Raw genomic sequence first — 26765 nt, 5'->3', positions numbered from 1 at the left:
CGCCCTCTCCCGGGCTGATCATTTCCAGAGGACGTTTTTCGCGCCATAACTAGTGCCATAGTACCAACCATAAGTACCGTAGGAATGAAGCCACACGGACCGTCATCCGAGCATTACGCCGATAAGGTTTATTTCGCTTGGACATAAAGCTGAAAGACGGCCGAGACCAGCGCGCTGCGTGACGGTGCATCCAGCTCAGTAACCTTCTCATCCAGCCAGGCAACCTGGAGTCCGTCGAGTCGGAGCTGGATCTGGATGCCCGCCTCTCCGCGTTTTCGCGGTGCACGGCGGGGCATGCCGGAGCTCGTCAGTATGGTCTCGGGAGTAAACTGCTTAGCGATGTCCTCGTCGTCGACTGCTTCAAAGGCATCAATCAGCAAGTCCGCATATGTGGTCCGTTCCTGGTAGACAGCGTTCTTGACCTCTGCCAAGAGCGCCGGTGGCAGGTACACTCCAACGTTGCGCAGCGCCCCGGGAACCAGCTCGGAGGCTTTGGTCGCGTTAGCAGCTTTCTTGGCAGCAGGCTGCTGTCGGGAGGGGGCATCAGTGGCCTTCATGGAAGTGTTTGGCTTTGCCCGCTCTCCTGCCGCCTCAGGCAGCGTTTCCGTGGCGGGTGCTTGCTCAGCGAGATGCAAATCTGCTTGAGGCTGTTCAGCAGGCACCTGCGTGTCAGCGGAGTCGGGTGATGTGGTTGGAGACAGTTGAACAAGTTCGTCGGTCGGTACCTCAACCGACTCTACGCTTTGGGGTTCCGGTTCAGGGGTCCCCCTCCCCCGCTTCGGAGCCAGCAACCCTTGTAGTGCTGCACCGCGGGTAGTCGCTGCAGGTGCGAATGCGCCAGCAAGGCTCTGTCGCCCGCTCATGCTTGGCTCCCACTTTCGATTTCGTTCAGTCGGGCGAGGATCTCGCCGGTTAATTGTTCGTACTCTTCAGCGAGTCCCCCGGCGTTTCGCGAGAAGAACCCGTCCGCTGGCTTCTCCCCCGCTCGGAGCGCCTTCAGGCGGTTCTTCTGGGCGTCGGTAACGGCACCTTCAAGTTCGTGGAAGAGCAGGCCCTTGCGGCGCGCGTCGGCGCTTGCGCTCTCTAGGTTCCTGATGCGGGTTGCGAATACTGGGGCGACGGTGCCGAGCATTTCTTCCAGGGTCTCTCGAACGCTGCGCTCGAGGCGCATGGAGCGCGGGCCGACACCGAATAGGACGATACCTGCCAGCTGCAGCGACGGGTTGCGGTCACGTACAGCCATGAAGCGGCGTGCAATGCGCTCGACACCGTCGATGCTCGCATCATCAGAGCGGGTAGGAATGACGACTGCACTGGAGATTGCGAAGGCACCTTCTACGAGGATCCGCTCCCCCGGCGGGGTATCGATCAGGATCAAGTCGTACTCGTCTGCCAACGGGGCCAAGACGGCGTAGAGCATGTCGCCGAAGTCGGCAGCGCCGGAGCGGCTGGAGCGGGACACCATAAGGCCCTGGATGTCTTCAAGGTCCTGGCCGCCCGGGATTACGTCAAGGTTTTCGCGAACGTCGCGAAGGATCATCGGCGGTGTGCCGGCGATCAGGGCCTGAAAGAATTCCCTTCCTGTCTGCCGTTCGTATCCGAGGTCGCGGGCCAGATCGCCCTGGGGGTCAAGGTCGATCAGCAGCACACGTGAGCCGGCCAGCGCCACGTACCCACCTACGTTTGCCGCAGTCGTCGTCTTACCCACTCCGCCTTTGCCGTTAGCCAGAGATATGACACGGTCTAGGGCCCGTGTTGCTTGGGGTTTGGGGGGTACGGGGATTTCCAGCGATCGTGCCATCGGCCGACGATTCTCCTACTTGATCGGGTGCCATGTTGTCCTGCTGTCAACGCTATGTGGGGTCCCTTGAGAATTCCGGTATTGACACGCGTAAGAGTAGTAACAGCCCGTAGAGCATGGCTGAACACGGTACGCCATGTCGTAGGAATGGCTGGGCCTAACGTACACATTCCCTCTTGCCCTCAGGCCTGGCGCTTCATTAGTTGCTCTATTAGTTGCCGGACCTCATCCCACGCACTTAGCACTGTAGGAGCGTCCATTGGCGGGCACATACTGTTACGCGTATGCGGCCACGCCTGTCGTAATGCTGGTCGTCACCCTTGTATTCAGGCCGGGTCAGCTATTGGGCATTTCATTTCCCGCAAGGCTTGGTGACAGGCGCGTCCTCGTATGGATCGGACTGCCATAGACCTAAGCATTTATCCGGCCCGCCGTTTGGCTGGTCGTTCAACAGGAGTTATGGCAGGCCTTATGGCATCAGGCGCTGTTGGTGCTGGGGTGGATTGCCGAACCTGCAGGGAAACGAGGACCTTGGCTAGCGGCCTACGGCTGTGAGATCAACCATAATGCAGCCCCTACTGGAGCCCGCAGCCATGGCAGGGAGAAAATTAACACAGCCGCGCTATTATCTGACGGCCGGGATTTCGGATGGCGATAGGGGAGAGGGCGGGGAGGCTGACCGCGGCCTGGAGGCCCGGCCTGCCATCCCAGCCATGGATCAGCCCTTCTGGGTGTGGCAGCGGGAAACAATATCGTTCAGTTGACGTCCTACAACATCCTCGTCACCGTCCCTCAGGTGATCGAGCATCTTGTTCAGCGCTGGCCGCCTGGCCCTCGAGCCACTCACGCCACGGTAGGTCAAGATCCTGTGACAGCCCGCGACCTTCAACGCTGCATGCTGCAGTTCCGCGTTCTGATCAACGGTGCTGACCGTTGGCTATTCAATACTCCGCCGAGGAAGCTTTCGTAGTCCAGCCACTCGCCGAGTGCGTTTCGCCGAAGCCCGGGCCGGGACCACGCTCCGTGCGATTTGGGGTCGAGCTGTCAATAACGACCGTTTCTGAGCAGTTGCCGGCAAGTCTCCAAATGTCATTTTCCGTACTCGCGAGCACGGCGAGCAGCGCGTTTCCAGGGTTGTGCAGGCGGGTGTTGAGCACTGGTTTTTCCGTACTCCTCTGCACTAGGGTCGTTTTTGCTTATTACTCCTCTGCACGCCGAGGGAGGTGTCGGAGTGGATGCGGAATCGGCGCCCATTCGTGAGCCGGGCACGCTGACGATGCCGGATGACCTCTGGGATCGAACGAAGTCGGTTTCGGCCGTGATCGGTCCCTTGGCTGCGCGGACCGTCGTTGGCAGGGCAGCGGTCGATGCTGCCGCCGCGACCTTGGACGTATCGCGACGCCAGGTGTACGTGTTGATCAAACGCAGTCGCGATGGTTCTGGTTTGATGACAGATTTGGCTCCTGGCCGTTCCTCCGGAGGGAAAGGAACCGCACGGCTGTCAGAGGAGGTCGAGGACCTTGTCCGGATGATGGTGCGGAAGCAGTTCCTGACTCGGCAGAAACGGACGTTGGCGGCGGTGTATCGGGATATTGCTGCGGCCTGCCGCGCACGGAAGCTTCCTGTCCCGGCCCGAAACACGGTGGAGCGGCGCATTCGGGCGTTGAATCCAGTTGAGGTAGGCCGGCGTAGGGGAGGGCCCGATGCGGTGCGGTCGCTACAGTCCGCCGGGGACGAGGTGCCGGCGGTCGGCACGATTCTGGAGCGGATGCAGATCGACCACACAGTCATCGATGTGATCGTCGTGGACGAGCGGGAGCGGCGACCGATTGGTCGGCCGTACTTAACTGTCGCGATCGACGTGTACAGCCGGTGCATCGTCGGCATGGTTGTGACCTTGGAGGCGCCCTCGGCAGTGTCGGTTGGGCTGTGCCTGGCACATGCCGGGACTGACAAACGACCATGGCTTGAAGGTCTGGGTGTTGAAGCGGGGTGGCCCATGAGCGGGAAGCCGAGACTGCTTTACCTGGATAATGCCAGCGAATTCAAGAGCGAAGCGCTCCGACGAGGATGCGACCAGCACGGTATCGAGCTGGCCTACCGTCCGCTGGGCCGGCCTCATTATGGCGGAATCGTGGAACGCGTGATCGGCACCGCGATGAAGCAAATCCACGAACTTCCCGGGACCACCTTTTCCAACCCCAGTGAACGGGGTCGTTATGACTCCGACCGGGAAGCGGCGCTGACCCTGCGCGAGCTGGAGAAATGGATGGCCCTTGCCGTCACCAAGTACCACGGCACCACCCACAGCACGCTGGGGCAGACGCCGGCTGGACGGTGGGCTGAAGGGGTGGCGGCGACGGGGCTGCCGCCGGTTGCCACTAACCCGACAGCGTTCCTTGTTGATTTCCTTCCCGTCGTGCGGCGTACCCTGACGAGGACGGGCTTCGTCATCGATCATGTCCACTATTTCTCCAATGCGCTGAAGCCGTGGATCAGCCGGCGCGAAATGCTTGGGCCGTTCCTTATCCGCCGGGATCCCAGGGACATCAGCCGAATCTGGGTGTTGGAACCAGCAGGGGCTCACTATGTCGAGGTCCCTTACCGGACCATGGCTAACCCCTCAGTAAGCCTGTGGGAGCACCGGCACGCCATGGCACGACTACACGAGCGCGGCGTAGCCCAAGTGGATGAGGCGGCGATCTTCCGCACCATCGCGCAAATGCGAGAGATCGCAAATACTGCCTCGAAAACTACCAAGCGCATGCGCCGTGACGCCGAGCGCCGCAATGCAGTGACGACGCGGCATTCGAAGACACTATCCCCGTCACTCCCGCCGGAAGCCCTTGCTGAGCAGGCACCGGGCACGGTTCCGTACGCGGCCCCGGTGCCGCGATTCGATCAGATCGAGCAGTGGTGACCATGCTTGATTACGAGGCACCGGAGTTGTCCCACCTGCACCCGAGTGTGCGGGCCGCGGCACGGTTGCCTGCGAACGAGCGGGTTGAATTGATCCGGGCTGACCGGTGGATCGGCTACCCGCGCGCGGTGGAAGCGGTGGCCCGCCTGGAGAACCTGTTGTCGTGGCCGGACAAACAGCGTATGCCGAACCTGTTGCTTATCGGCCCGACGAACAACGGCAAGTCGATGATCGTGGAAAAGTTCCGCCGGGGACACCCGGCCGTAGCCGAGCCGGAGCGGGAACGCATTCCGGTGTTGTGCGTGCAGATGCCGTCGGAGCCTTCCGTGCTGCGCTTCTACATCGCGCTCCTGGCCGCGCTTGGGGCACCGCTTCAACCACGACGGCGCCTGGCTGACGTGGAGCAGATCGTGCTGAAACTGCTGCGCGTGACAGGAGTGCGCATGCTCGTCATCGACGAGCTGCACAATATCCTTGCCGGGCAAGGCAACAGCCGCCGGGAGTTCCTCAACCTCCTGCGATTCCTGGGCAACGAGCTGTGCATCCCGATCGTTGGCGTCGGGACGCGGGAGGCATATCTTGCGGTTCGTTCCGATGATCAGCTGGAGAACCGGTTTGAACCCATCGTCCTTCCCTTGTGGAACACGGGGGAGGACACTCTGTCGTTGTTGGCCAGCTTCGCGGCCGCCCTGCCGCTGCAGCGCCCTTCGGACATCGCTACCGTCGATATGGCGCAGTATTTACTGGCCCGGAGTGAGGGAACCATTGGCGAACTCGCCCGGCTCCTGACGGCAGCGGCGATCGCCGCTGTGGAAAGCGGTGAAGAGCGTATCAATCGGCGCACTCTGGTCATGGCTGACTATGCAGGACCCACTGAACGGCGCCGTTTGTTTGAACGCGAACTGATGTGAGACCGCCGGAGCGCTGGCCCCTGCATCCGGCACCTGCAGCAACGGAGTCTTTGTCCTCCTGGCTGCGGCGGACGGCGAGCAGCTACGGGATGTACTCCTACCAGCTGCTCGAACACGGACTCGGTCACTGGGACCTCAGCGACGCTGAGCTGGATCTGGACCCGCCACGTTACCTGCTCGGCGAGCTCGCCAAACGTACGGGCCTCGACCAGCACCGCGTACAGGCCATGACCATGGCCGGCTGGGTGCCATGGCTCTTCGACTCCCTCACCCCTGCACCCGATGCCTACGAAACCTATGTGCACCAGTTCTCGGTACTCCTGCCACCGGCGCGGCGCCAAATCTACACACCGCGGAAGTGGCTGCCATGGCTCGCGGAAACCCGGGTGCTGCGGGGATGCTCCGAATGCCTGGAGTCCGGCCAGACGATACTGCTCTTCTGGCAATTGCCGCTCATGGCCAGCTGCCCGGTACACCGACACCGGCTCGAGACCTATGAAGGACACCCTGCTGACTACATCAAGTGGACAACCTCCGCCGAGGACCAGCGGGAACTCCCGGACTCTTTGTTCCTGATGGACCGGCGCACCTGGCAGGCCATAGCAACAGGATCCGTAGATCTACCCCGGCGCTCTGTTCACGCCGGAGTCTGGTTCCGGCTGCTGCGGACCCTCTTGGACGAACTCAGCACGGCCCAGGGACGATACGGCCGGCAACTGGAGGACGTGCGTCGGGTCTGGGACCACTGCGGCCACCCGTTCCGAGCCGGCCTCCACTCATGGCAACCCTTCGAGACCCTCCACTGGACCCGACAGCAGCAACTGCTCGAAGCCGCTGCCACCGCGATGGAAATGATCGAAGATGGCACTCTGACCGCCCTGGGTACCTCAGCGCACCTTCTGCGTCCCGAATCGAAGGCACCGATCAGCAGCGGGACCCCGCCCGGACCACCGACAGCCCGCGCAGGAGCGCAGAAGCAGCCGACACTGGACGAGCTCTGGAACACAGTGACGACTACCTTGGACGCATGCATCGCGGCAGCCAAAACCGATCCCGTGGTCGCGAAGCACCTCTTCGACTTCGCACACTACGGGTGTCGCAGTGAGGAAGCCGTTCGCGGTCTCAAAGACGCCTTCGCCGAGCTTCAGATCCCCCTCGACTCTCTGTCACAAACAAAAGGAAAGCAACCCTTTGCCTGACGTAGAATACGTAACGGGTTAAGTGACACGTTCCGATTTCGAACCGGTCATAGGGTCTGCTGTCACTTAAACGAACGTATAAATGACAAGGAAGCGGCAATGCTGGTTGGGTACATGCGGGTCTCGAAGGCGGACGGCTCCCAGACCACTGACCTGCAGCGCGACGCGCTCCTGGCCGCCAGCATCGGGGCGGACTCCCTTTACGAAGACAGGGCCTCCGGGAAGAAGGACGACCGGCCCCAGCTGGCCGCCTGCCTCAAGGCCCTGCGGCACGGGGACACCCTGGTCGTCTGGAAACTGGACCGGCTCGGACGAGACCTGCGGCACTTGGTCAACATCGTCCACGACCTTACTGAACGCGGCATCGGACTTAAGGTCCTCACCGGTCAGGGTGCCGCCATCGATACCACCACGGCCTCCGGGAAGCTGGTCTTCGGGATCTTCGCCGCACTGGCCGAGTTCGAACGCGAACTGATCTCTGAACGCACCCTCGCGGGTCTCGCCGCCGCCCGCGCCCGAGGCCGGAACGGCGGACGCCCGTACAAGATGACCCCCGCCAAGCTCCGGCTCGCCCTGGCGTCCATGGGCAAGCCCGGCACAAAAGTCAGCGAACTCTGTACCGAACTCGGAATTACCCGCCAGACGCTGTACCGGCACGTATCGCCCAACGGAGAGTTACGACCCGACGGTGAGAAACTACTTTCCCGATAGCCGCGGACGACCTTGGCACGTAGTTGTGGAACGAAATTAACCGAACCGGGTTCGGGCGGTCCCACGGGTTCTCCAGGCCGGCGCCGGAACCCGGTACCTCGGAAGTGAGACTTCAGCGGTACCGGGCACGCCGCGCGAAAATAGCTGTGCCGTGGAACTATGCGGGTTGTCCTGCGAGGCCTGCCATTTCGTCGGCGTCGGAGCTGGGGACTTTCATCTCGAAGGTGTCGGTGACGACGGTGTAGTCGTAGTAGCCCATGCGCGCGATCGGTTTGGCCTTGGCGATGTCGATCCGTCCGTCCGGGGTAAGGCAGTTTTCGTCCAGGTGGATGCGTTCCACGGCGGCGTAGACGACGTCGATGGACCCGACGGTGGAGTTGCCGGGGATCCGGTGGGAGGACAGGTACCGGCATTCAAAGTGGAAGGGGCTTTCGGCGACCATGGGTGTGTCGGAGAGATCGGCCTTCTTTTTCGTGACGTTGAGTCGGTCGAATTCGCTGTCGCCCGGCGGGAGTGCCATTGCACTGATGTTGACGGCTTCGCGGAGGTCCCAGGTGGCCATGTTCCAGACGAACCAGCCGGTTTCTTCGGCGTTGATGACGGTGTCTTTGCGCCGCCCGTCGGGGTATTGGTTGGCGGCGAACATCACCATGGGCGGGTCGAAGGTCAGGTTTTGCCATTGGCTGTAGGGCGCGATGTTCTCCACGCCGTCTTTGCTGACGCTGGAGAGCCAGCCGATGGGCCGGGGGACCGTGAGGCTCTTGAAGGGGGCGAACGGCAGGGGGCTCTTCTCGAAGCCGGGATCATATTTCATGGGGGTACTCCTGTGTAGGCGTTAGCGGGTCAGATGGACGGGCGGGTCACGGCGGCAGCCTCTGGCTGTTCGTCCACGGCGGGGCGGGTGGAGTACGGCGGTGCTTTGCGGGCCGGAGCGAACAGGTAATACAGGCCGCCGGAGACGGCCAGGCCGATGAGCCATGCGATTTCGGCTCCTCCCAGCCATTCCGCGACGGGCCCGACGTAGAGGGGGCTGTTCATGAACGGGATCTGGATGAGGATTCCGGCGGCGTACGCGGCGATGGCGGTCCAGCTGATGCGCCCGTATTCGCCGTCCGGTTCGAAGAGTGCGGCGACGTTGTACTTTTCTTTGCGGACGAAGTAGAAGTCGACGAGGTTGATCGCGGACCACGGAGTCATGAAGTAGAGCAGGAAGAGCAGGAAATTGGTGAAGGCTCCGAGGAAGTTGTCGCTTGCGGCCAGGGCGATGCTCAGGGCTGCTGCGGAGATCAGGACGATGTAACCGGTCCTGGCTTTGCCGGTGATGATCTCGCGCCGGGTGATGGCGGTGACGATGGTGGCCAGGGACATGAACCCGCCGTAGGTGCTCAGGGTGTTGCCGGTGAGTTTTCCGCAGATCACGGCCAGCAGGACCAGCCACGCGAACCCGGCTCCAAGGTTGGCGAGGTATCCGACCTGGTTGGTGTTGAAGCTGTGGCCGCCGATCGCTGCGCCCAGGGCGCCCAGGATCATGGCGAGTGAGCCTCCGATCACGCTGCCGGCGAAGGTCCACCCCATGGTCGCGCGCTGGGATGTGTTCTTGGGCAGGTAGCGGGAGTAGTCCGGAATGTAGGGGCCAAAAGTGAGCTGCCACGATGCCGCCAAGGAAATTCCCAGGACGAACGGGCCGATAGCGAGGTCAGTCTGTTGGATCAGAGCAGCGGCATCGGGGGCGGTGAGGATGCGAATGAAGAGCACGACGAACACGGCGGCGCTCAGCGCTGTGGCGATCTTGGAGAATTTGTGGATATAGCGGTAGCCGAAGATGGCCAGGGTCGTGGAGAGAAATGGCTGCCATGGTGGACCGGCTCAAACACGAGGAATTCACCTTGGGCACCTACCTGGAGACGGTGAAGGAGACCCATCATCTGATTGTCGATGCCGCAGCCAATGAATACCTCGCGGATGCACTGGCCCCCGCGCAGGCTCTTTCCCGGCGCTTCTGGATCGCCCACATGCGGGACGATGCAGACCAGATCTCACGGGGATCGACGCTTCACGGAAGAATTCTGGAAGCGATTCTCGCCAAAGATGATTCAGCGGCCAGGGCTGCCTCCCTGGCCCTGAACGACTACCTGGTGGACTTTGCCTACGCGGTCCTCGGCCATCTGCGGCCGCCGCGGAACAAGGATTCATCCGCAGCCTGACGGTTGAGGTGCATCCCGCGAACCTGATCTCCTTCTCCGCGCTGGAGTGCGGACAATGTCATGCGGTACGCGCGTTTACCCTCGAGTTGCCGCGGCTCGACCCACACCTCGTGGCCTTCGGCAGCTTCGATCAGCACCCGGCCGGCGAGCCCGTCGGCGGCGATCCAGAGGGCCGACGAGTCAGGCATGACGTCCTCGACGAGTCCTTCGCGAAGGACGGTGCCGTTCTTCCGGACCTGCACGAGGGCACCGCGGAGGTGCTCCCAGGCGTCATGGCGGTAGGAGGTCATGAGGGTGCCTTTCGTTCAGCGGTGAGGGTGCGGGATGCGCGGCGGTGCTTGCGGGCACGGCCAGGGTGATGCCCGGACTTGACTGCCGGATTTAGCGGGCGATGATGACGTCGAGCTTGCGGGGCCCGTGGACTCCCTCGACACGTTCGAGTTCAATGTCGCTGGTGGCACTCGGCCCGCTGATCATGGTCAGCGGCCGGGTGCCGTCAATCCGGCGCAGCGCCTCCGGCAGGATCCCGGCAATGTCGGCGACTTTCACGACGCAGATGTGGTGGTCAGGGACGAGGGTGATTGCCCGGCGGCCCTGGTTGGGACTGCCGTCCAGGATGATGGTCCCTGTCTCGGCGACAGCGACAGCACTGCCGGTCACGACCGCGTCGATACCATCGAGCTCGAGGACGCTCAGCGGAGCCGCGGCCGAATCGGTGTGGCGACGGTTGTCGTGGTCGAGTTTGAGGTCGCTGAGCCAGCCGGCGTCCAGCCCCGCAGGCAGGACGTAGCTGCGCGCTGCCGCGAGCAGTTCAGCAATCCGTGCGGGCACCTCTTCGGCGTCCACGACGGAGACCTGGGCTTTGTAATCGATCAGGCGGTCCACCAGCAGGTGGATCAGGGCATCCTCGTCCAGATCGGATGAGGACCGGTACCCGCGGGGAACTTCCGGTACCTTGGGGCTGTCTTTCAGGGCGGTGCGGATCCGTTCAAGGATCTCATCGCGTGCGCTCATGTCTGGTCTTCCTGGTGCTCTGAGGGCTGGTTATCTGACGCCGCGGGGGCAGCGCCGGTGGCCGGGGGCCGGTGTTCCTTCTTCCACCAGTCGCGGAAAGACTGCGACGGCGGCGCGGGGATATCCCTGCTTTGGGTCCAGCCGGCGGCGATGCCCGGCAGTTTCGTGATCTTCTTGTCCGGGCCCGCGGCCAGACGTCCCAGGGGCAGCCCCTTCTCGATCAATCCCAGTCGTTTGCCCGACGACAGGGCCCAGGACGCGGCGTTCATCCCAACGTCCATTTGGCTGGGGATTTTCTTCTTCCCGCGTTTGCTGTCCACGTCCACGCTGCGCAGGTGCACCAGGATGTCCGGGATATTGATCTTCACCGGGCAGGCGTCGTAGCAGGCACCGCACAGCGAGGACGCGTACGGCAGCGAACTGTTCTCCTCGGCCTGAATGCCGGTCATCAGCGGCGAAAGGATCGCCCCGATCGGTCCGGGGTAGGTCGATCCGTAGGCGTGGCCGCCGGTCCGTTCATAGACCGGGCAGACGTTCATGCAGGCGCTGCAACGGATGCAGTGCAGAGCCGAGCGGCCCATTTCGTCGGCCAGGGCGGCGCTGCGTCCGTTATCAAGCAACACCAGGTGCACGTTCTGGGGCCCGTCGCCGGCGGTGACACCGGTCCACAACGAGGTATAAGGGTTCATCCGTTCCCCAGTGGAGGAGCGGGGCAGCAGCTGCATAAAGACTTCAAGGTCCTGCCAGGTCGGCAGGAGCTTTTCGACGCCCATGACGGTGATTAGTGTCTCCGGCAGGGTCAGGCACATGCGGCCGTTGCCCTCGGATTCGACGACGGCCAGGGTGCCCGAGTCAGCAAGGGCGAAGTTGGCCCCGGAGACCGCGACTTTGGCAGTGAGGAATTTACGGCGCAGGTGTGCCCGGGCTGCCGCGGCGAGGCGGGCCGGTTCGTCGGTCAGCTCCCGGTCGACGCCCTCCATTTCGCGCAGGAAGATGTCCCTGACCTGGGTCCGGTTCTTATGGATCGCCGGGACGAGGATGTGGCTGGGCTTGTCGTGGTCCAGCTGGACGATCAGCTCGGCCAGATCGGTTTCGTAGGCCGCGATGCCCTGCTCTTCAAGGTATTCGTTGAGGCCGATTTCCTGGGTGGCCATGGATTTGATCTTGACCGCTTCGGTTTCCCCGGTTTCCCGGATCAGACCGGCGACGATCCCGTTGGCCTCATCGGCGTCGCGGGCCCAGTGGATCACGCCGCCTCGGGCGGTGAAGTTTTTCTCGAACTGTTCGAGGAGTTCGGGAAGGCGGGCCATCACGGATTCCTTGATTGCGGATCCGGCGTCGCGCAGTTGTTCCCAGTCCGGCAGTTCGGAGACCACTTGGATGCGTTTGTCTCGGATGGTGTGGGTGGCGTGGCCGAGGTTGGCCCGGAGCTGGGTGTTGGCGAGTTCGCGGTGCGCGGCCTGGGGGAAGGATTCGGAGGCGTGCAGGTTGCCCGTGCCATGAACGGGGAGTGAGGGCATGCCCAGGTAGGTGCTCATCGTGTGGCCTTTCCGGTGGTGACGCGGACTTCGCCGGTGACAGAGGCCGGTTCTTCCAGGGTGCTGGCGAGGATTTCGGCCAGGTGCAGGGTGGTGACGTCGCTGCCTTGGCGGGAGAGGCCGCCGCCGATGTGCATGAGGCAGGAGGCGTCCCCTCCGGCGCACAGGCTTGCCCCTGTTGCCGCGATATTCGCCGTCTTGTCCTCGAGCATGGCGGAGGAGACGTCGGCGTTCTTCATCGAGAACGTGCCGCCGAAGCCACAGCATTGGTCAGCTTCCGGAAGTTCGGCCATGTCGATCCCTGCGACACTGCCCAGCAACCGCGCCTGCCGGTCCCCGACCCGGAGCAGGCGCATGCCATGGCAGCTCGGGTGGTAGGTGACGCGGTGCGGGAAGTAGGAACCGAGCTGCGCGCCAGCATCGGTCACGCCGAGCACGTCCACCAGCAATTCGGAGAGCTCGTAAGTTTTGGCGCCGACTGCGGTTGCACGTGTTTCCAGATCCTTGTCGCCGCACGAGCGGGCGACCATAGGGTGCTGGTGCTTCACGGAGGCGACGCAGGAACCGGACGGGGCAACCGCGACGTCGTAGTCCTCGGTATCAAAGGCGGCGACGTGGTTGGCGATCACGGGAACCGCCTCTTTGAGGTAGCCGCTGTTGACGTGCATCTGCCCGCAGCAGGCCTGGCCGGACGGGAACACAACTTCGTGTCCCAGCCGTTCCAGGATTTTCACGGTAGCCCGCGCTGTGGCGGGGTACATCGCATCCACGATGCACGTAGCGAACAAAGCGATTCGCATGGCAGCCTTTCGGGCTAAGGGGTTGTGGTCTGACCATAGTAGATCACGTGACCGACGCCACTGGCAACCGGCGGCTCCAAGTGAAGCTGCTCACACTTTCAGAAAAATCTACGCTACACTCTGATGGTCCGACCACAAAGGTCTGACCATACCCCCCTGCCGTCCCCCTCAATGTGGAGGAACTCCGTGGATCAGTTCACACCCAGCACCGACCCGGTGCTCAACAGCGTCATGTGGTCGGCCATCGTCGCCCTGCTGCCGCTGCTGACGTTCTTCATCCTGCTTGCCGTCGTCAAAACCCGCGCCCATGTCGCCGGTGCCTTTGCGCTCCTGGCTGCCCTCCTGGTCGGAATATTCGCGTTCCAGATGCCGGCCGGGCTGGCGCTGCTCTCCGCTACCCAGGGCGGGGTTTTCGGCGCCTTCCCTGTCTTGTGGATCGTCATCATGGCCGTCTGGCTCTATCAGGTCACGGTCCTCAGCGGACGCTTTGAGGACCTCCGCCGCGTCTTCGATGTAATCGGCAAAGGCGACGTGCGCCTCCAGGCGGTCCTGATTGCCTTCTGCTTCGGCGGGCTGCTCGAAGCCCTCGCCGGTTTCGGTGCGCCGGTGGCTATCACGGCCACCATGCTGCTGGCGCTCGGACTGCCGCCGCTGCGCGCTGCCGCCGCGGTGCTGGTTGCCAACACGGCACCTGTTGCCTTTGGCGCCATGGCCATCCCGATCACCACCGCGGCCGGCCTCACCGGACTGCATGCCACGGACATTGCCTCCGTCGTTGGACGTCAGGCTCCGCTACTGGCCACCATCGTGCCGCTGATCCTGCTCTTCATCCTCGATGGCCGCAAGGGCCTGAAAGACTGCTGGCCCGCAGCGCTGGTGGTTGGCTTTTCATTCGCCACGGCACAGTTCCTGTGCTCCAACTTCTTCTCCTACGAACTCACCGATATCGTCGCCTCCCTCGTAGGCCTCGGCGCGGCCGTGCTGTTCTTCCGCGTCTGGACGCCCAAGGGAAGCGTCGCAGCACGCGAGCGTCTCGGAGCAGCCTTTGATGCAGCCTCGAAGAACACAGCCTCCACCACCGCCGGCGGCGGCTCCCGGCGGGCTACGGCTGTCGCCGTCAGCGAGGCCGCTGCAGACCGGTTGACCCCGACCCGGACGTGGCTCGCCCTGTTCCCGTACTTCCTCGTGATCGTCGTCTTCGGCATCGCCAAGCTATGGAAACTCGGTGCGGACGTGCCCGCATTCCTCGCCTCGACCGACGTCAGAATCCCCTGGCCGATCCTGCACGACGCTCTGGTCAATGCCGAAGGCAAACCCGTCTCCTCCACCATCTACTCCTTCCAATGGCTCTCCACCCCCGGAACCCTGCTGCTAATCACCGGCCTGATCGTCGCCTTCGTGTACTCGAAGTACAACGACGGCGGCCGCTACCCCATCACGGTGGCTAACGCGGTGAAGGAGATCGGCCGCACCATCTACAGGATGCGCTGGGCCGGACTGACCATCATCACCGTCCTCGCACTCGCCTACGTGATGAACTTCTCCGGGCAGACAGTATCCATCGGCACCTGGCTCGCCGGCACTGGCACCTTCTTCGCGTTCCTCTCACCCGTCCTGGGCTGGATTGGCACCGCCGTCACGGGCTCCGACACGTCCGCCAACGCGCTCTTCGCCAAACTCCAGCAGACAGCCGGCCTGAAAGCAGGCATCGACCCGAACCTCCTCGTCGCCGGAAACACCTCCGGCGGCGTCGTCGGGAAACTGATTAGCCCGCAAAACCTGGCCATCGCCGCGTCTGCGGTCAACCTTGAAGGAAAGGAATCGGTGATCCTGCGTAAAGTAGTCGGATGGAGCGTAGCGCTGTTGCTGGTGCTCTGCACCCTCTCCTACCTCCAGTCCACCCACCTCCTCGGCTGGATGCTGCCCTAGCCTCCCGCCTGGTCAGTACGGCGTGTGCGGGCCGACCTGCCCGCACACGCCCCGCCCTAAGGAACCGCCCGTGATAACCGCCGAAGCAGGAGCAACACCCCGCCGTCGCACCCATGACGCGCTCCTGAAGGACATCGAAGCGGACCTCCGCTCTGGCAAGATCAAAGTGGGCGACCGCCTCCCGGGCGAACGAACACTCGCCGAAAACTACGGCATCTCCCGGGCCTCCGTACGCGAAGCCATCCGCGTCCTGGACGCCATGGGAATACTCCGCAGCTCCGTCGGATCCGGACCCACCTCAGGAGCCATCGTCGTCTCCGACCCCTCGGTCGGCTTGTCCTCGGCCCTGCGGCTCCACGTGGCCAGCAGCACGCTTCCGGTCGCAGACATCGTAGAGACCCGCATCCTGCTCGAAACATGGACAGCCCGGGCCGGCGCGAATCGTACAGGAGGCGACGAGGACCTGGAACAGGCATCCCAGATCCTGCACGCCATGGACGATCCAGACATCGACCGGGCCGCGTTCCACGAACTCGACGCCCGCTTCCACGTGGCGCTGAGCTCGCTCGCCGGGAACGCTGTGGTCGCCACCATGATGGAATCCCTGTCCGGATCCATCGTCGGCTACGTCAAAGGCGCGATGGACGCCATGGAAACGTGGCCGGACGTCATCGCCACGCTACGGACCCAACACCACCACATCTTCGACGCCGTCCAAGCACACGACGGAGAACTCGCAGCCCGCCTCCTGCAAGAACACATCGAATGGTTCCACCAGAAGGCACAGGAAGCGACCGCACCCCGGACGACTCTGAGGCCCTGATCCTCCCGGCGTTCTGACATGACGCGGGGGCAGGGCTGCCACAAAGCGCCCGCCGTCATCCCGCGTTTGACCTGTACAGTTCCAACCCAACCGACTCCGGGTGCAGACGACTTCTGACATTCTGTGCAGACGACTTCTGAAACTGACATCGGCGCACGGTTGAAAACTCCTTCTAGGGTTGGTCAAATCTGGTTTCCGAAATGAAAACCGGTCAAAACGTTTGATGGAGGGTTTTTGACGTGCTTGGGAATGCGATTGGCTACGCGCGGGTCAGCACACGAGGACAATCTTTGGATTCCCAGGTTGACGCACTTGTAGGGGCCGGCGCCGTGCGTGTCTTCCAGGAGTACGCCTCCGGGGCCACCCAAGCCAGGGCTCGGTGGAAGGAGTGCTTGGACTACCTGCAGCCCGGGAATGTGCTTTTGGTCGCCGATCTGACCAGGCTGGGCCGGAGCACCGCTGATCTGGCTGACATTGTGACCGTGCTGGGTCAGCGGGGGATAGGGTTCCGTTCCCTGGCTGAGCCGTGGCTGGATACGACGAGCGCCCACGGCAAACTGATCTTCGATATGTTTGCCTCCCTCGCGGAGTACGAGCGGTCCAGGCTCGCTGAGAGAACAAAGGCAGGTCTGGCCGCTGCGAAGGCGCGCGGCCGTCTCGGTGGCCGGCCGAGGGTCATCACGGCAGGGAAGCTTGAAACTGCTCTGCAGCTTCGCAGCGAAGGGAAGACTTTGAAGGAAACGGCCGAGCGCATCAGTGTGAGTGTTTCATCGCTGACACGGGCTCTTAGTGCAACCTCAGCCGCAGGTAGCGACACGTCCGGATCGCGGGCGGCATAACGTAACGTCGTGGTGTTCGGATCGCTTTGGGTCAGTCCTTCATAGGGATGGAGTTCCTGGAATAGACCCTACGGCCGTCGCCAATCTCGACCCAGGGTTTCATCTGGTGGAATGGTATGCCCTTGGAATGACGTGCCCTTTTCAAGTCATCTACGGGGACGAGAAGCCTGATAGGCACGCCACTTGGCTCAGCTACCGCAGGTAATGACGAAGCCCAAACGGGTGGACGGGTAACAAACATGTTCCTTCCTTGTTTCCGCTTTCCCAGCCCAACGCCGTAGTTCGTTATGACCGCGGACTTACCGCCGCGGTTTGTGGCGTCCACTTGAATAAAGTCCTCATCGCCGATCTCGTCACCGAACACCGGCATGATGTAGGAACTACGCACCCGTATTCTGGGTCCCGAATTACGATGGACGGCCAGCTGCCACACCAAGGTGATGACCGCCACCGCCGCGCCGATTACACCCGCCCACGCCTCAATACTCATAGCGCCCCAGCGCAGGACACGGCCAGTGCAAGAAAGTTCACCTTCTGAGCCTAAACAATGAATGCTGACAGTCCGGGCATCCGCGGCCGGGTGAAGGTACGGCTTGTGTTCCACCACTACCAGAAGTGCTGGCCCGAGGATCGAACCCGCCGAGCCTGACGCCCCGTAGGGTTCCGCATTACGGCCAGATTCTCAGCCTTCCCCCACTTATGAGCCTCGTCTACGCATGGTCCTGGTATGAGAACTCAACATCAGCGCGCCTCCCGGTCGCTTGGAACCCGCGCCTTCGATGCTTTTGTAGTTGCTGCTGCAAAGGCGGCGGGCGCAGCTGCGGCCGTCTGGTTCATGAAGTGGGTGGGCACTGCCTGGGGCTTTTTGTCCCCGTAGACCGGCGAAGGGGCGACCTTGAAGTAGGTTGGCACCATGCCAGTACAGGACCCGGATGAGAACCTACTTGTGCAACGAATCGTCCGACAACAGGGGCTGATGATCCAGGGCGCTGCCAAGGATGCTCTTAAGAACTTCGCTTCTCCGCCAGACGGGTCGGCTGCTATGCGGGATCGACAATGGGCGGGGCAATCGCGCGACGCAGAGTTAGTGCAGGGTGCGTACACCAGTGCTGCTCAGTCTGTGGCCACGCTTTTGCACACCATGGAGGAATACCGGCTGGCGATCCTCGCCCTTCTGGCCGACAGCGAAATGCTTCCCCACCCGATCATGAGCTGCGTCAGGGCCATACATGATGCTGCGCTCAGGATCTGCTCACTGACCGATCCCACAATTTCTCCCCAGGAGCGACTTGCCCGGTCTGCCGCTGACTTCCTAGCGAAGGTTCAAGGCGGAATCCCGGTTCTTCATACGCTGGAGGGGGTAATGGACGACGGCCGAGAGGATCTGCAGAGAGTCCAGGAATCGAGGACGGGAGCGATAGACCTGTTCAGGAGGATTGGCCTGGAGGTGCAGGTGAAGGAGAGCAGCGGGCAGGCGCAAAATGTCCGTTGTGAGGGCAAGGTGGCTAACGTCGATGTTAAAAGCACCGACCTGAGCCAAAAATACACGCCGTTGGTGCACTTCGCCTGGGGTCTTAACTCTGGCGCCACGCACTCGAACATATGGTTGACTCAGGGCCTCTCTGGGCCGTGGGCGCAGATGTTGGTATCCATGGTGTTCCCGCTGCTTGATATCTCTGATGCCCTGGTGACAAACCTTCTGGGCTATGCGGGGCTTCCCTCAACCGAGATCCGCAAGGCGACACACTTTCGCCGCATCATGCTTATGCAAAGAACGGGTGTTCCCGGGCCGTATGCGGACTTCAGCGCGTACGCAGATGACCAGCGGGTTTCGTAACCCGCAAGGGCTTGCAGCCGCTGCGGTTGGGCCGAAAATTTCCTTTGTCCTAATTAGCTATCGGTGCGAATGACGATGAGTTTTTGGCCCTCTGCCACTAGTGAGTTGAGGTTGGCGCGAGCTTCCTCATAGGTATCACCTTCGGCGCTGAGATAGTCGTACTGATTATCTTCGGTGCTTACTGTGCCGGTGAGTATCACTGAATGATTCTATTGCTCCTGGGCTTGCCAGTCCGGCAGTTGCACATCCGGTGCTGACAGCTCCGGGCGAGGCCGCATGTAGCGAAAGGCATGGCGGAAGGCATTGCCTGTCCATGCGACGTCGGCGGAGATTTCGACCACCAAGGGCTCTACCAACGTCAGGGTCACAGCGCCTTTATCCTTGCTGAATCTGTTCAGCGTGGTTTCCGTGATTACTTCCGGCCAAGGATGCGGACCTTGCGGCGACCGCAGGTACGCGGACAGTTCCCGTGCAGCCTTAGCCGGCAGCACCGTGGAGCGTCCAACGATCCTTAGCCGGCCTTTCACAGGTAGGCCTGCCACGACGTATTGCGGCCGGTCCCGAGGGCCGATGACCGCCGCGCATACCACGTCCAGGGACTGGCGGCGCTTCACCTTAATCCACTGCCTGACGCCGCCCTGATAGTTCTGTCCGGCACCTTTGACGACGAGCCCTTCCAGGCCCGCGTGGTGCAGTTCCTCGAACCACGTGAGCGCCTGGGCGCGGTCCTTGGTGACGGGGGAGAGGTTCAGCGGCGGCTCCCAGCCTGCGGCCAGTTGTTCCAGTAGTTCCCGGCGCTGCTGCAGCGGAGTGTCCCTGATGTCGTGCCCGGCAACGGCTAGCAGGTCGAAGGCAACGAACGATGCCGGCTGTTCCCGGACCATGGCGGGCAGGCCGGCCTTTGAAGCGACCAGGCGTCGCTGCAGGGCGTCAAAATCGAGCCTGTCACCGGACCAAATGACGGCCTCACCATCGAGGACGCAACCGGGCGGAACCTGCTCCGCCAAGGCCTCCAGGAGCTCCGGGAAGTACTTCGACAGGTCCTTGCCTTGCCGCGACCACAAGGAGACTCGGCCTGCCCCTACCAGGGCGCAGGCCCTATAACCGTCCCACTTGGGTTCATATCGACTGCCGCCAGGAAGCGCGGCCTCGGCCGGGATCGAGTCCGCGGCCTTAGCCAGGGCCAGCGACACGGGCGGATGCAGGGCCGGGGGCACGTCCTCTGTCATAGCGCCACGCTACCGCCGCCAGCCCTACCGGGCTTAGGCGGCGGCAGCCCCTGCGTCCGTGATGGCAACCAGCAACCATTGCTCCGACAGCGGATCACGGCGCAGCTCGAACGTACGCAGCGCGGAGGTAGAGGTCAGGCGAATTATCTACCCTTTAACTCCATTTCTGCAGGTCAGAGCAGCGGCGGCGGGTTAGTTACGTTTGGCACGTACAGAATAGGAAGGTGCTGCGTCGTGTATATCAACTCTGGGCGAGAGGGTCAGGGGTTCTGTGCGGCAGATTACAGACCAGCACGTTAGCCGGGCTTAGCTTGATTCGGTAGGCGTTGGCTGACGCTTTCCACCTCATGAGGAGCGACGATGCGGGAATCAGAATAGTGGCGGCATGACGGGCCACCGCCGTGCTTGGGTACGTCTTATGGTGTTGGTTTTGTTTGTCGCAGCTGCTGCTGTGGCCGCGCTGCTGTTCCCTGTCCCGACTGTGGAGGAGGTGCAGCAGTACTTCACGGGGACCCGCTGGGGTCCGGCGGTTTTCATCCTTGGATATGCGGCGCTGATTCTTACACCGGTGCCCAAGAGCGTGCTGACGATCGGCGCGGGCGTGGTCTTTGGCTTTGTAGGGGGAGTAGGTCTGGTGGTGGCGGCAGCGCTGCTGGGTGCATCGGCCGCGTTCTGGTTGGGGCGCTGGTTGGGTCGGGAGGCTGTGGAGAATTACACGGGCGCCAGGGCGGGGAAGCTGGATGAGGTGTTGGGGCGGCGGGGGTTTGTTGCAGTGGTTGGTGTGAGGCTGGTTCCGGTGCTGCCGTTCACGGCGATCAATTACCTGGCCGGGGCCACGTCTGTTGGCTGGTGGCACTATTTGCTGGGTACGGCGTTGGGCATCCTGCCCGGTACGGTCAGTTATGTGACGTTGGGGGCTTTCGGGCTGCAGTTTGGCTGGCAGGTCCAGACCGCCTTGGCCGGGCTTGGCCTGTTGACCCTTGCGGGGCTGGTCGTGGCTGTGCGGAAGCGCCGCAAAGGGGCGGAATGTGTTTGACGCTGCACTGCGGACTAGGACAGGACCCGTGCTGGACCGGGTGGCGGCTGCCATGGACCGGCGCTGGATTACACCGGACCGGCTGACCGGGCTGAACCTGTTGTTTGGCCTGGCCAGTGCCGGGCTTGCCGCGGCCCAGTGGTGGATTCCCGCGCTTGCTGCCTGGCTGCTGTGCCGGGCCGCTGACGGCCTGGACGGCCCCTTGGCTCGCCTCCGGCGGCGCCGGTCAGGGGAGGAAGATCCGGGCCGGGGCGGCTTTTGGGACATCAGCGCGGACTTCGTTGTGTATGGCGCCACGGTGGTCGGCGTGGGGATGGGTGCCACGGCGGCTTTCGGCGCCCCGTGGCTGCCCTTCCTGCTGGTCCTTTTCACCTACAACATCAATGGCGCGGTGTTTCTGGCCTTCTCTTCCATTGCGGAGAAGACCGGTCGCCGCATTGATGACGGACGGTCTCTGTCGTTTCTTGGTGGACTGGCAGAGGGAGCGGAGACCGTGGTGGTGCACAGCCTGTGGTTGGTCATCTCGGACTTTGCCTGGGTTATTGCCGCCGTCTGGGCCCTGGTGGTGGGGGTCAGTGCCGGGCATCGGATTGTGGCCGGTTACCGGGCTTTGAGTTGATCCGGCGGGCGTCAAGGGCCAGGCGCCGGAGCGTCGCCAGCGCCTTGATGGCGGTGCGGCGCAGCGGGGAGCGGAGGCGTTCGCGGACATCGAGGACTGCGGCGTTCCAGACCCCGTCGGAGTAGGTTGGGTAGGCGTGGGTGGCGCCGGCAATATCGGACGTGGTGAGTTTCTTGTGCACGGCCAGGGACAGTTCGGCCAGGGATTCCCCCGCCCGGGGACCCACGATGGTGCCGCCCATAACGCGGCCGCCGCGGCCCACCAGAAGCTCGGTGAAGCCCTCGGTCCTGTCCTCGGTGACGGCCCGGTCAAGGTGGGAATCCCACACGGTCCGGGAGGTTACCGGTTGCCCGGACCCGCCGCTTGTCACGGCGGCGATCTCCGGTGAGGTGTAGGTGACGCGCGGGACGGCGGGGCTGATCCGGCGTCGGAGCCCCAGGACGGCGTTGGATGCTGCAACGCTGGCGTGGACGCCGGCAAGGTGGGTGAACTGCGGGTGGGTGGTGACATCTCCTGCCGCCCAGATCAGGGGATTGGTGGTCTGCATGTGTTCATTGGTGAGGACATGCCCGCGGTCGTCGAGGCGGACGCCCACGTGTTCAAGGCCGATGCCGGTGGTGCGGGGGGTTCGTCCTGCTGCCAGGAGCACGGTGTCAGCGTCCACTGTGGTCCCGTCGTCCAGATGCAGCCTGTGCCCCTGAGCGGGGCTGGTGGCGTGGCTGATGCTGGAATTTTCCAAAATAGTCACGCCGTCTGCCTTGAGGCTCTCGCGGATGATGTCCACCGCTTCCGGCGTCTCCTTGGCCAGGATGCGGGAGCGGACGATCATGGTGACGTCGGCGCCGAGCCGGGCGAAGGCCTGGCCCAATTCGCAGGCGATCGGGCCGCCGCCCAGGATGGCAAGCCGGCCGGGCAGGGCGGTGAGGTCCCACACCGTTTCGGATGTGACCGTGCGGGCGGGGTCCAGCCCGGTGATTGGGGGTTTGGCGGGTTCGCCGCCGGTGGCGATCAGGGCCTGCCGGAACCGGAGGACTTCCGCGTTCAGGACGGCCGTTCCCGGGCCGGTGAAGGACACGTGTCCGGAGAGGACTTCAACCCCGGCCGCTTCCAGGGCTGCGGGAGTGTCCGCGGGCTCGATGGCCCGGATGGCCGCGGCGATGCGTTCCCGGATTGCAGAGAAGTCGGGGTTCCCACCGCCAGCCGGGCGCTGGCTTCTTGCCTGCGCGGCCGCGGAGATGAGCGTCTTGGAAGGGACGCAGCCGGTCCAGAGACAGTCCCCGCCGGTACGCTCTTGTTCCACCAGGACCGTGCGGGCGCCGAAACCTGCTGCGGTCTTGGCGCCGATGATTCCTGCCGTCCCTCCGCCCAGGACAAGGAGGTCAATGATTCCGTCGGTGGGTGCCATGATGAAGTTCCTTACGGTTGATACCTGCCTGCTGCCGCGCAGGATTCCGGCGGTCGGGCCTGTTTTGCTGGTCCGGGGTGGGGCCTGGTTCAAAGGGAGAGAGATATTCCTGACAAGTACACAGCATTCGCGCCGTTTTACGACGCGCTCTCCGGCGAGTACCCGGTGTATCGGGCCGGACGGGTCCGGGGGATTGAGGCGCTGGCGCCACGGCCGGGGGAGCAGGTCCTGGATGTGGGCTGCGGAACCGGACTCAATTTCCCCCTTCTCCAGGAGCGCATAGGTCCTGCCGGCACGATTGTCGGCATCGACCGGAGCGCTCAGATGCTTGAACAGGCCCGCCGGCGCGCCAGTAAAGCCGGGTGGGAGAACATCATCCTCATCCAGGCCGACGCCGGCCTCCTGGACTCGGCAGCCATCCGGACCGCCGTTCAGGAACAGGGCGGATCCCCAAGATCCGGCGCCGCGTTGGCTACCTATGCGCTGTCGCTGATGCCCGAGTGGCGGCGGGCCTGGGCGAACCTCAAGGCACTGGTACGGGCTGAGGCGCGGGTGGCGGTGGTGGACATGAAGGATCCGGAGGGGTGGGCCCGGCTGCTCACGCCCTTGGCGCGGGCGGCGTGTACCCTGGGTGGTGCAGACATCACTGCGCACCCCTGGCAGGCTGTGGAAGAGGACTGCACCCAGGTCGTCCGGTTTTCCGCCCGGGCAGGACATTTGCAGATCCGTGCAGGGGCTCTTCACAAAGACCCATTTTGGCCGCTTCCAGCGCCCGGCTCTGTGCGCGAGATTACTTAACACGGCAGACGCGCACCGTAGGGTTGCCGGTATGCGCTCATTTGCGGCCTTTTTACGCCACCTTGAACGGGTGACCAGGCCGGTTCATCCGGAGAGCCGCGCCGCGCTGGACCGGCGGTGGGCCGAGCTGCCCGGGCACGTCAAAACCCCTGCCCAGCTGCTGGGCAGGACCGCGGTGGGCTGCGAAGGAACCCACGGCGTCTTCCCCAGATGCAACTTGACCTGTACGCCGTGCTACCACTCAGCAGACGCGAACAAGGTAAGGATCGACGGCGGCCACACCGTCAACGCGGTGACCGAGCAGATGGCGCTCCTCCGCCGCCTGCGCGGACCCCGCGCGCACGCCCAGCTGATCGGCGGGGAAGTGAGCCTGCTCCCGGCCCAGGACCACGCTGCAGCGCTTCTTGCCATGCGCGCAGCCGGGCGCGAACCGATGTCCATGACCCACGGGGACTTCGACTACCGGTACCTCCTCGACGTCGCCCTGGACGGGAACGGACAGCCACGGTTCCGGAAAGTATCGTTCGCCGCCCATTTTGACTCGCTCATGCGCGGGCGCAGGGGAGTGCCCCGGCCGCGGAGCGAGTCGGAGCTGGATCCGTACCGGGAGCGGTTCGCCGCCATGTTCACAGCTCTCCGGAAGGACCACGGCGTCGGCTCCTACATCGCCCACAGTATGACCGTCACCCCAGCGAACATCGACCAGGTCCCCGGTGTCACCGGCTCTGTTCTGGGGATGCCGTTCGATATGCTCTCCTTCCAGCCCGCCGCCTATATGGGCGATGACAGGAGATGGGGCAAGGACTTCGCCAATGTCACCATTGATGCAGTCTGGGACCGGATCGAGCAAGGTGCCGGGCAGCGGATTCCGTGGCAGGGCACCCAGTTCGGGGACATACGCTGCAACCGGACCGCGGTGGTCCTGCGGGCCGGCGGGACTCTCGCGCCCCTGATTGACCCGGACGACCCGGACGATATTGAGGCCCGGGACCGGCTGCTGGCCGATTTTGGCGGCATGTACTTCGGCGGAACACCCCACTGGATTGTTGCCGCCAAGATCATCAGGGCCCTGATCGCCCACCCGGGTGAGGTCCCCGTGGTCCTGCGCTTCGGGCAGCGCCTGGCCCGACGCGTCGGCGGCCTGCACCACATCTTCGCCGCCGCCCGCGCCAACCAACTTTCCTTCCGGACCTTCGTCGTGCACAACTTCATGGACGCGGCCGACGTCGCACCGGCCTGGGACCTGATGGAGAAGGGCGTGGTTAGTGAGGACCCGAAAACCCGGGAGGTCCAGGAACGGCTGGGCGCCTGCATGTACACGATGAGCCATCCCGACACCGGCCAGCTCGTTCCCGCGTGCGTGCAGCACTCAGTGCTTGACCCTGCCGAAAACGCCGGGCTGCGCAAACTCCTTCCACTGACCCCTCGCGGACACGGAGAGCCCCCCGTACACCCTTGACTTCCCCTGACTGGAATGTTTTAGCGTGAATTTACCGCCAATCAATACCTGAGGAAGGGAGCTGGTCATGGCATTGCAGGAAGGCGAGGTTTACCGTTGCCCGGATCGGGACTGTGGCTGCGAAATTACCGTTACCAAGGGTGCGGCCCCTGGGCGCGGGGGCGACAGCAATCCCAGATGCTGCTGTGGGCACGTCATGGAAAAGGCGGGCTGACACCTGATGCCCGGCCTCCCGATCAGGGCCGGGCTGCCCTTCCAGGCACCCCGTCTTAACCCGCCCCGTTATGTGTCCACGTTTACAGAACAGCCCATTGCTCCAGGCCTATCTTTCGAACGTAAGCAGTTCCGCTTCAACGAAAGGCAGCACGACGATGTCCGCTACATCTCCGGTGGCACACGAGCCACACGCCGTCCCGCACCACTTTGCCAGGCGCATCAGCGCAGGCGTCATCGGCGGTATCGCCGGTGGCTTGGTCTTCGGCGTGCTGATGGCCATGATGGGCATGCTTCCGATGATCGCCTCCATGGTCGGTTCGAACTCGCCCCTGGTGGGCTTCGGAATCCACATGGTGATCTCCATCCTGATCGGGTTGGGCCTGACAGTGCCGTTCGCCTGGCTTCTGAAGACCTATAAGAGGGGAGCGCTGATCGGCATGGCCTACGGGGCGCTCTGGTGGGTTCTTGGCCCCCTGCTGATCATGCCCATGATGCTCGGCATGCCGCTCTTCATGGTGAACGCGGCGGCCGGATGGTCTCTCATGGGCCACCTGATCTACGGAATCATTCTCGCCGTGGTCGCAGTCCGGGTCCTGAAGACCGCCGATGAGCGATAAATGGGAAGAGGGGCTGGAGGCCGCCGTCGGTGGCCCCCGGCCCTGGTCTCCGGGCCAACGGGAACCATACCCCCTCACCTCAGGGCCCGATGATCCGTTCACGTGCCTCAATGAGGTGGATCTCTTCGCGGACCTGAGCGCTGAGGAGATGCGCGCGATGGACATGATGGCGCCGGCCCGGATGTTCCGTCGCGGGGAACTTGTCTTTAGCCAGTCCCAGCCCGTCACCGCCCTGTTTATCCTCAAATCGGGCAGGATCCGGATTTTCCGTGTCACCGAGGACGGCAAGGCCCTCACCATGGCGATCCTCGAGCCGGGGGCCGTGTTCGGGGAAATGCTGCTCGTGGGCCAGCGCATGTATGACAACTACGCCGAGGCCATCGAGGACTCAGCCATTTGCCAACTCGGCGTCGAGGACGTGGAGCGGTACCTGATCTCTGACCCCCGCATAGCCATCCGCATTTCCCGGCTGCTCGGGGAACAGGTAGCCCGGCTGGAGGAACGCCTCACAGACCTCGCGTTGCGGCCACTGTTGGCCCGCACCGCTTCCCTGTTGATCAGCCTCGACGCTGCCGCGCCGAGCGGCCGCTTCGGCCAGGGTAAAGCCATCCGCCTCACGCACGAACAGATCGCCGGTCTTCTCGGCGCAACCCGGGAAGCGACCAGCAAGGCGTTGGCAGACTTTGCAGGCAAAGGAATCATCCGCCAGGGCCGCGGCCGCATCACCATCCAGAACCCGGGAGCCCTGCGCTCGGCGGCAGTGAGCAGCGGCCTGTGACCTGCGGCCGCTCCATCACTCCCGCGCCTTCCGGTATCCGGGGACCTCCCACCCCGGAAGTGGACAGCCCTTATCGACCCGA

At 63.5% G+C, this 26765-nt stretch carries 27 protein-coding genes and 1 pseudogene; 15 read left to right on the top strand and 13 right to left on the bottom strand.

Annotation, left to right across the window (positions count from 1 at the left end; genetic code table 11):
* Positions 1-128: 128 nt before the first annotated feature.
* The 3 genes and pseudogenes from AC3IMC_RS15910 to AC3IMC_RS15900 all read right to left on the bottom strand — a co-directional run.
* Positions 129-557 carry a hypothetical protein gene (locus tag AC3IMC_RS15910; protein WP_490919574.1) on the bottom strand — a complete coding sequence of 143 codons (429 nt, stop codon included), beginning with the start codon at positions 555-557 and terminating at the stop codon, positions 129-131.
* Positions 558-859: 302 nt separating this feature from the next.
* Positions 860-1801, bottom strand: coding sequence for a ParA family protein (locus AC3IMC_RS15905; RefSeq protein ID WP_221387301.1), 942 nt, complete (start codon positions 1799-1801; stop codon positions 860-862).
* Between the two features lie 718 nt (positions 1802-2519).
* Positions 2520-2720 (bottom strand): annotated as a pseudogene (locus tag AC3IMC_RS15900) (recombinase family protein); the annotation flags it as partial.
* A gap of 312 nt (positions 2721-3032) precedes the next feature.
* Between AC3IMC_RS15900 and AC3IMC_RS15895 the strand changes: the two are divergent.
* The 4 genes from AC3IMC_RS15895 to AC3IMC_RS15880 all read left to right on the top strand — a co-directional run bounded on the left by AC3IMC_RS15895 (position 3033) and on the right by AC3IMC_RS15880 (position 7542).
* Entirely contained in the window at positions 3033-4721 is a 1689-nt protein-coding gene (locus AC3IMC_RS15895; protein WP_490919572.1) for a TnsB C-terminal domain-containing protein, read from the top strand.
* Positions 4722-4723: 2 nt separating this feature from the next.
* Positions 4724-5632 carry a TniB family NTP-binding protein gene (locus tag AC3IMC_RS15890; protein WP_490919570.1) on the top strand — a complete coding sequence of 303 codons (909 nt, stop codon included), beginning with the start codon at positions 4724-4726 and terminating at the stop codon, positions 5630-5632.
* Complete coding sequence (locus AC3IMC_RS15885; protein ID WP_490919568.1) at positions 5629-6831, top strand: TniQ family protein; 1203 nt, start codon at positions 5629-5631, stop codon at positions 6829-6831. The genes AC3IMC_RS15890 and AC3IMC_RS15885 overlap by 4 nt, the downstream gene beginning before the upstream one ends.
* Before the next feature lie 99 nt (positions 6832-6930).
* On the top strand, positions 6931-7542 hold the full coding sequence (locus tag AC3IMC_RS15880; protein WP_076705917.1) for a recombinase family protein: 612 nt from the start codon (positions 6931-6933) through the stop codon (positions 7540-7542).
* Positions 7543-7699: 157 nt separating this feature from the next.
* On the opposite strand, the gene AC3IMC_RS15875 is transcribed toward AC3IMC_RS15880, so the two are convergent.
* Together AC3IMC_RS15875 and AC3IMC_RS15870 are read right to left on the bottom strand one after the other, a co-directional pair.
* Positions 7700-8356, bottom strand: a complete 657-nt coding sequence (locus AC3IMC_RS15875) for a flavin reductase family protein (RefSeq protein WP_478222596.1) — start codon at positions 8354-8356, stop codon at positions 7700-7702.
* 29 nt (positions 8357-8385) lie between these two features.
* Entirely contained in the window at positions 8386-9366 is a 981-nt protein-coding gene (locus AC3IMC_RS15870) for a purine-cytosine permease family protein (RefSeq protein ID WP_490919611.1), read from the bottom strand.
* A gap of 20 nt (positions 9367-9386) precedes the next feature.
* Here AC3IMC_RS15870 and AC3IMC_RS15865 point away from each other — a divergent pair, with 20 nt between their 5' ends.
* Positions 9387-9746 carry an FCD domain-containing protein gene (locus AC3IMC_RS15865; RefSeq protein ID WP_490919565.1) on the top strand — a complete coding sequence of 120 codons (360 nt, stop codon included), beginning with the start codon at positions 9387-9389 and terminating at the stop codon, positions 9744-9746.
* Here AC3IMC_RS15865 and AC3IMC_RS15860 read toward each other — a convergent pair.
* From AC3IMC_RS15860 to AC3IMC_RS15845, 4 genes are all read right to left on the bottom strand, one after another.
* Positions 9689-10036 carry a hypothetical protein gene (locus AC3IMC_RS15860; protein ID WP_478222599.1) on the bottom strand — a complete coding sequence of 116 codons (348 nt, stop codon included), beginning with the start codon at positions 10034-10036 and terminating at the stop codon, positions 9689-9691. The two genes, AC3IMC_RS15865 and AC3IMC_RS15860, sit on opposite strands and share 58 nt — an antisense overlap.
* A gap of 91 nt (positions 10037-10127) precedes the next feature.
* Positions 10128-10760 carry a LutC/YkgG family protein gene (locus AC3IMC_RS15855; RefSeq protein ID WP_478222600.1) on the bottom strand — a complete coding sequence of 211 codons (633 nt, stop codon included), beginning with the start codon at positions 10758-10760 and terminating at the stop codon, positions 10128-10130.
* Positions 10757-12298 (bottom strand): LutB/LldF family L-lactate oxidation iron-sulfur protein, encoded by a 1542-nt coding sequence (locus tag AC3IMC_RS15850; protein ID WP_478222601.1) that lies wholly within the window; start codon positions 12296-12298, stop codon positions 10757-10759. Before AC3IMC_RS15850 ends, AC3IMC_RS15855 begins: the two co-directional genes overlap by 4 nt.
* A complete protein-coding gene (locus AC3IMC_RS15845; protein WP_490919562.1) occupies positions 12295-13098 on the bottom strand; it encodes a (Fe-S)-binding protein in 804 nt (267 codons plus the stop codon). Before AC3IMC_RS15845 ends, AC3IMC_RS15850 begins: the two co-directional genes overlap by 4 nt.
* Before the next feature lie 186 nt (positions 13099-13284).
* Between AC3IMC_RS15845 and AC3IMC_RS15840 the strand changes: the two genes are divergently transcribed.
* The 3 genes from AC3IMC_RS15840 to AC3IMC_RS15830 all read left to right on the top strand — a co-directional run bounded on the left by AC3IMC_RS15840 (position 13285) and on the right by AC3IMC_RS15830 (position 16689).
* Positions 13285-15027 (top strand): L-lactate permease, encoded by a 1743-nt coding sequence (locus AC3IMC_RS15840; RefSeq protein ID WP_478222602.1) that lies wholly within the window; start codon positions 13285-13287, stop codon positions 15025-15027.
* A 73-nt stretch (positions 15028-15100) separates the two neighbouring features.
* Positions 15101-15850, top strand: a complete 750-nt coding sequence (locus tag AC3IMC_RS15835; RefSeq protein WP_076703527.1) for a FadR/GntR family transcriptional regulator — start codon at positions 15101-15103, stop codon at positions 15848-15850.
* Positions 15851-16104: 254 nt separating this feature from the next.
* Positions 16105-16689, top strand: a complete 585-nt coding sequence (locus AC3IMC_RS15830) for a recombinase family protein (RefSeq protein WP_490919610.1) — start codon at positions 16105-16107, stop codon at positions 16687-16689.
* A gap of 31 nt (positions 16690-16720) precedes the next feature.
* Here AC3IMC_RS15830 and AC3IMC_RS15825 read toward each other — a convergent pair whose 3' ends face one another.
* Positions 16721-17179, bottom strand: coding sequence for a hypothetical protein (locus tag AC3IMC_RS15825; RefSeq protein ID WP_490919560.1), 459 nt, complete (start codon positions 17177-17179; stop codon positions 16721-16723).
* Positions 17180-17602: 423 nt separating this feature from the next.
* On the opposite strand from AC3IMC_RS15825, the gene AC3IMC_RS15820 reads away from it, so the two are divergent.
* Positions 17603-18526: a hypothetical protein gene (locus AC3IMC_RS15820; RefSeq protein WP_490919558.1), complete on the top strand. Its 924-nt coding sequence runs from the start codon at positions 17603-17605 to the stop codon at positions 18524-18526.
* Between the two features lie 53 nt (positions 18527-18579).
* Here the strand turns inward: AC3IMC_RS15820 and AC3IMC_RS15815 are convergent, their stop codons facing one another.
* Positions 18580-18726, bottom strand: coding sequence for a hypothetical protein (locus tag AC3IMC_RS15815; protein ID WP_490919556.1), 147 nt, complete (start codon positions 18724-18726; stop codon positions 18580-18582).
* A 9-nt stretch (positions 18727-18735) separates the two neighbouring features.
* Entirely contained in the window at positions 18736-19755 is a 1020-nt protein-coding gene (locus AC3IMC_RS15810) for an ATP-dependent DNA ligase (RefSeq protein WP_490919554.1), read from the bottom strand.
* Positions 19756-20140: 385 nt separating this feature from the next.
* Here AC3IMC_RS15810 and AC3IMC_RS15805 point away from each other — a divergent pair, with 385 nt between their 5' ends.
* Positions 20141-20791, top strand: coding sequence for a TVP38/TMEM64 family protein (locus AC3IMC_RS15805; protein WP_490919552.1), 651 nt, complete (start codon positions 20141-20143; stop codon positions 20789-20791).
* A complete protein-coding gene (locus AC3IMC_RS15800; RefSeq protein WP_490919550.1) occupies positions 20784-21410 on the top strand; it encodes a CDP-alcohol phosphatidyltransferase family protein in 627 nt (208 codons plus the stop codon). The genes AC3IMC_RS15805 and AC3IMC_RS15800 overlap by 8 nt, the downstream gene beginning before the upstream one ends.
* Here the strand turns inward: AC3IMC_RS15800 and AC3IMC_RS15795 are convergent.
* Positions 21364-22815 (bottom strand): dihydrolipoyl dehydrogenase family protein, encoded by a 1452-nt coding sequence (locus tag AC3IMC_RS15795; RefSeq protein ID WP_490919548.1) that lies wholly within the window; start codon positions 22813-22815, stop codon positions 21364-21366. The genes AC3IMC_RS15800 and AC3IMC_RS15795 overlap by 47 nt on opposite strands.
* A gap of 165 nt (positions 22816-22980) precedes the next feature.
* Here AC3IMC_RS15795 and AC3IMC_RS15790 point away from each other — a divergent pair, with 165 nt between their 5' ends.
* From AC3IMC_RS15790 to AC3IMC_RS15775, 4 genes are all read left to right on the top strand, one after another.
* A complete protein-coding gene (locus AC3IMC_RS15790) occupies positions 22981-23613 on the top strand; it encodes a class I SAM-dependent methyltransferase (protein ID WP_490919546.1) in 633 nt (210 codons plus the stop codon).
* A 70-nt stretch (positions 23614-23683) separates the two neighbouring features.
* Positions 23684-25072, top strand: coding sequence for a hypothetical protein (locus AC3IMC_RS15785; protein ID WP_490919544.1), 1389 nt, complete (start codon positions 23684-23686; stop codon positions 25070-25072).
* 371 nt (positions 25073-25443) lie between these two features.
* Positions 25444-25905, top strand: a complete 462-nt coding sequence (locus AC3IMC_RS15780) for a hypothetical protein (RefSeq protein ID WP_490919542.1) — start codon at positions 25444-25446, stop codon at positions 25903-25905.
* Positions 25895-26683 (top strand): Crp/Fnr family transcriptional regulator, encoded by a 789-nt coding sequence (locus AC3IMC_RS15775; protein ID WP_490919540.1) that lies wholly within the window; start codon positions 25895-25897, stop codon positions 26681-26683. Before AC3IMC_RS15780 ends, AC3IMC_RS15775 begins: the two co-directional genes overlap by 11 nt.
* Positions 26684-26765: the final 82 nt, after the last annotated feature.

This window comes from Arthrobacter sp. E70 (assembly GCF_058266945.1).
The sequence above is the reverse complement of the archived record's forward strand: the minus strand, read 5'-3'. Positions and strand labels throughout refer to the sequence as shown.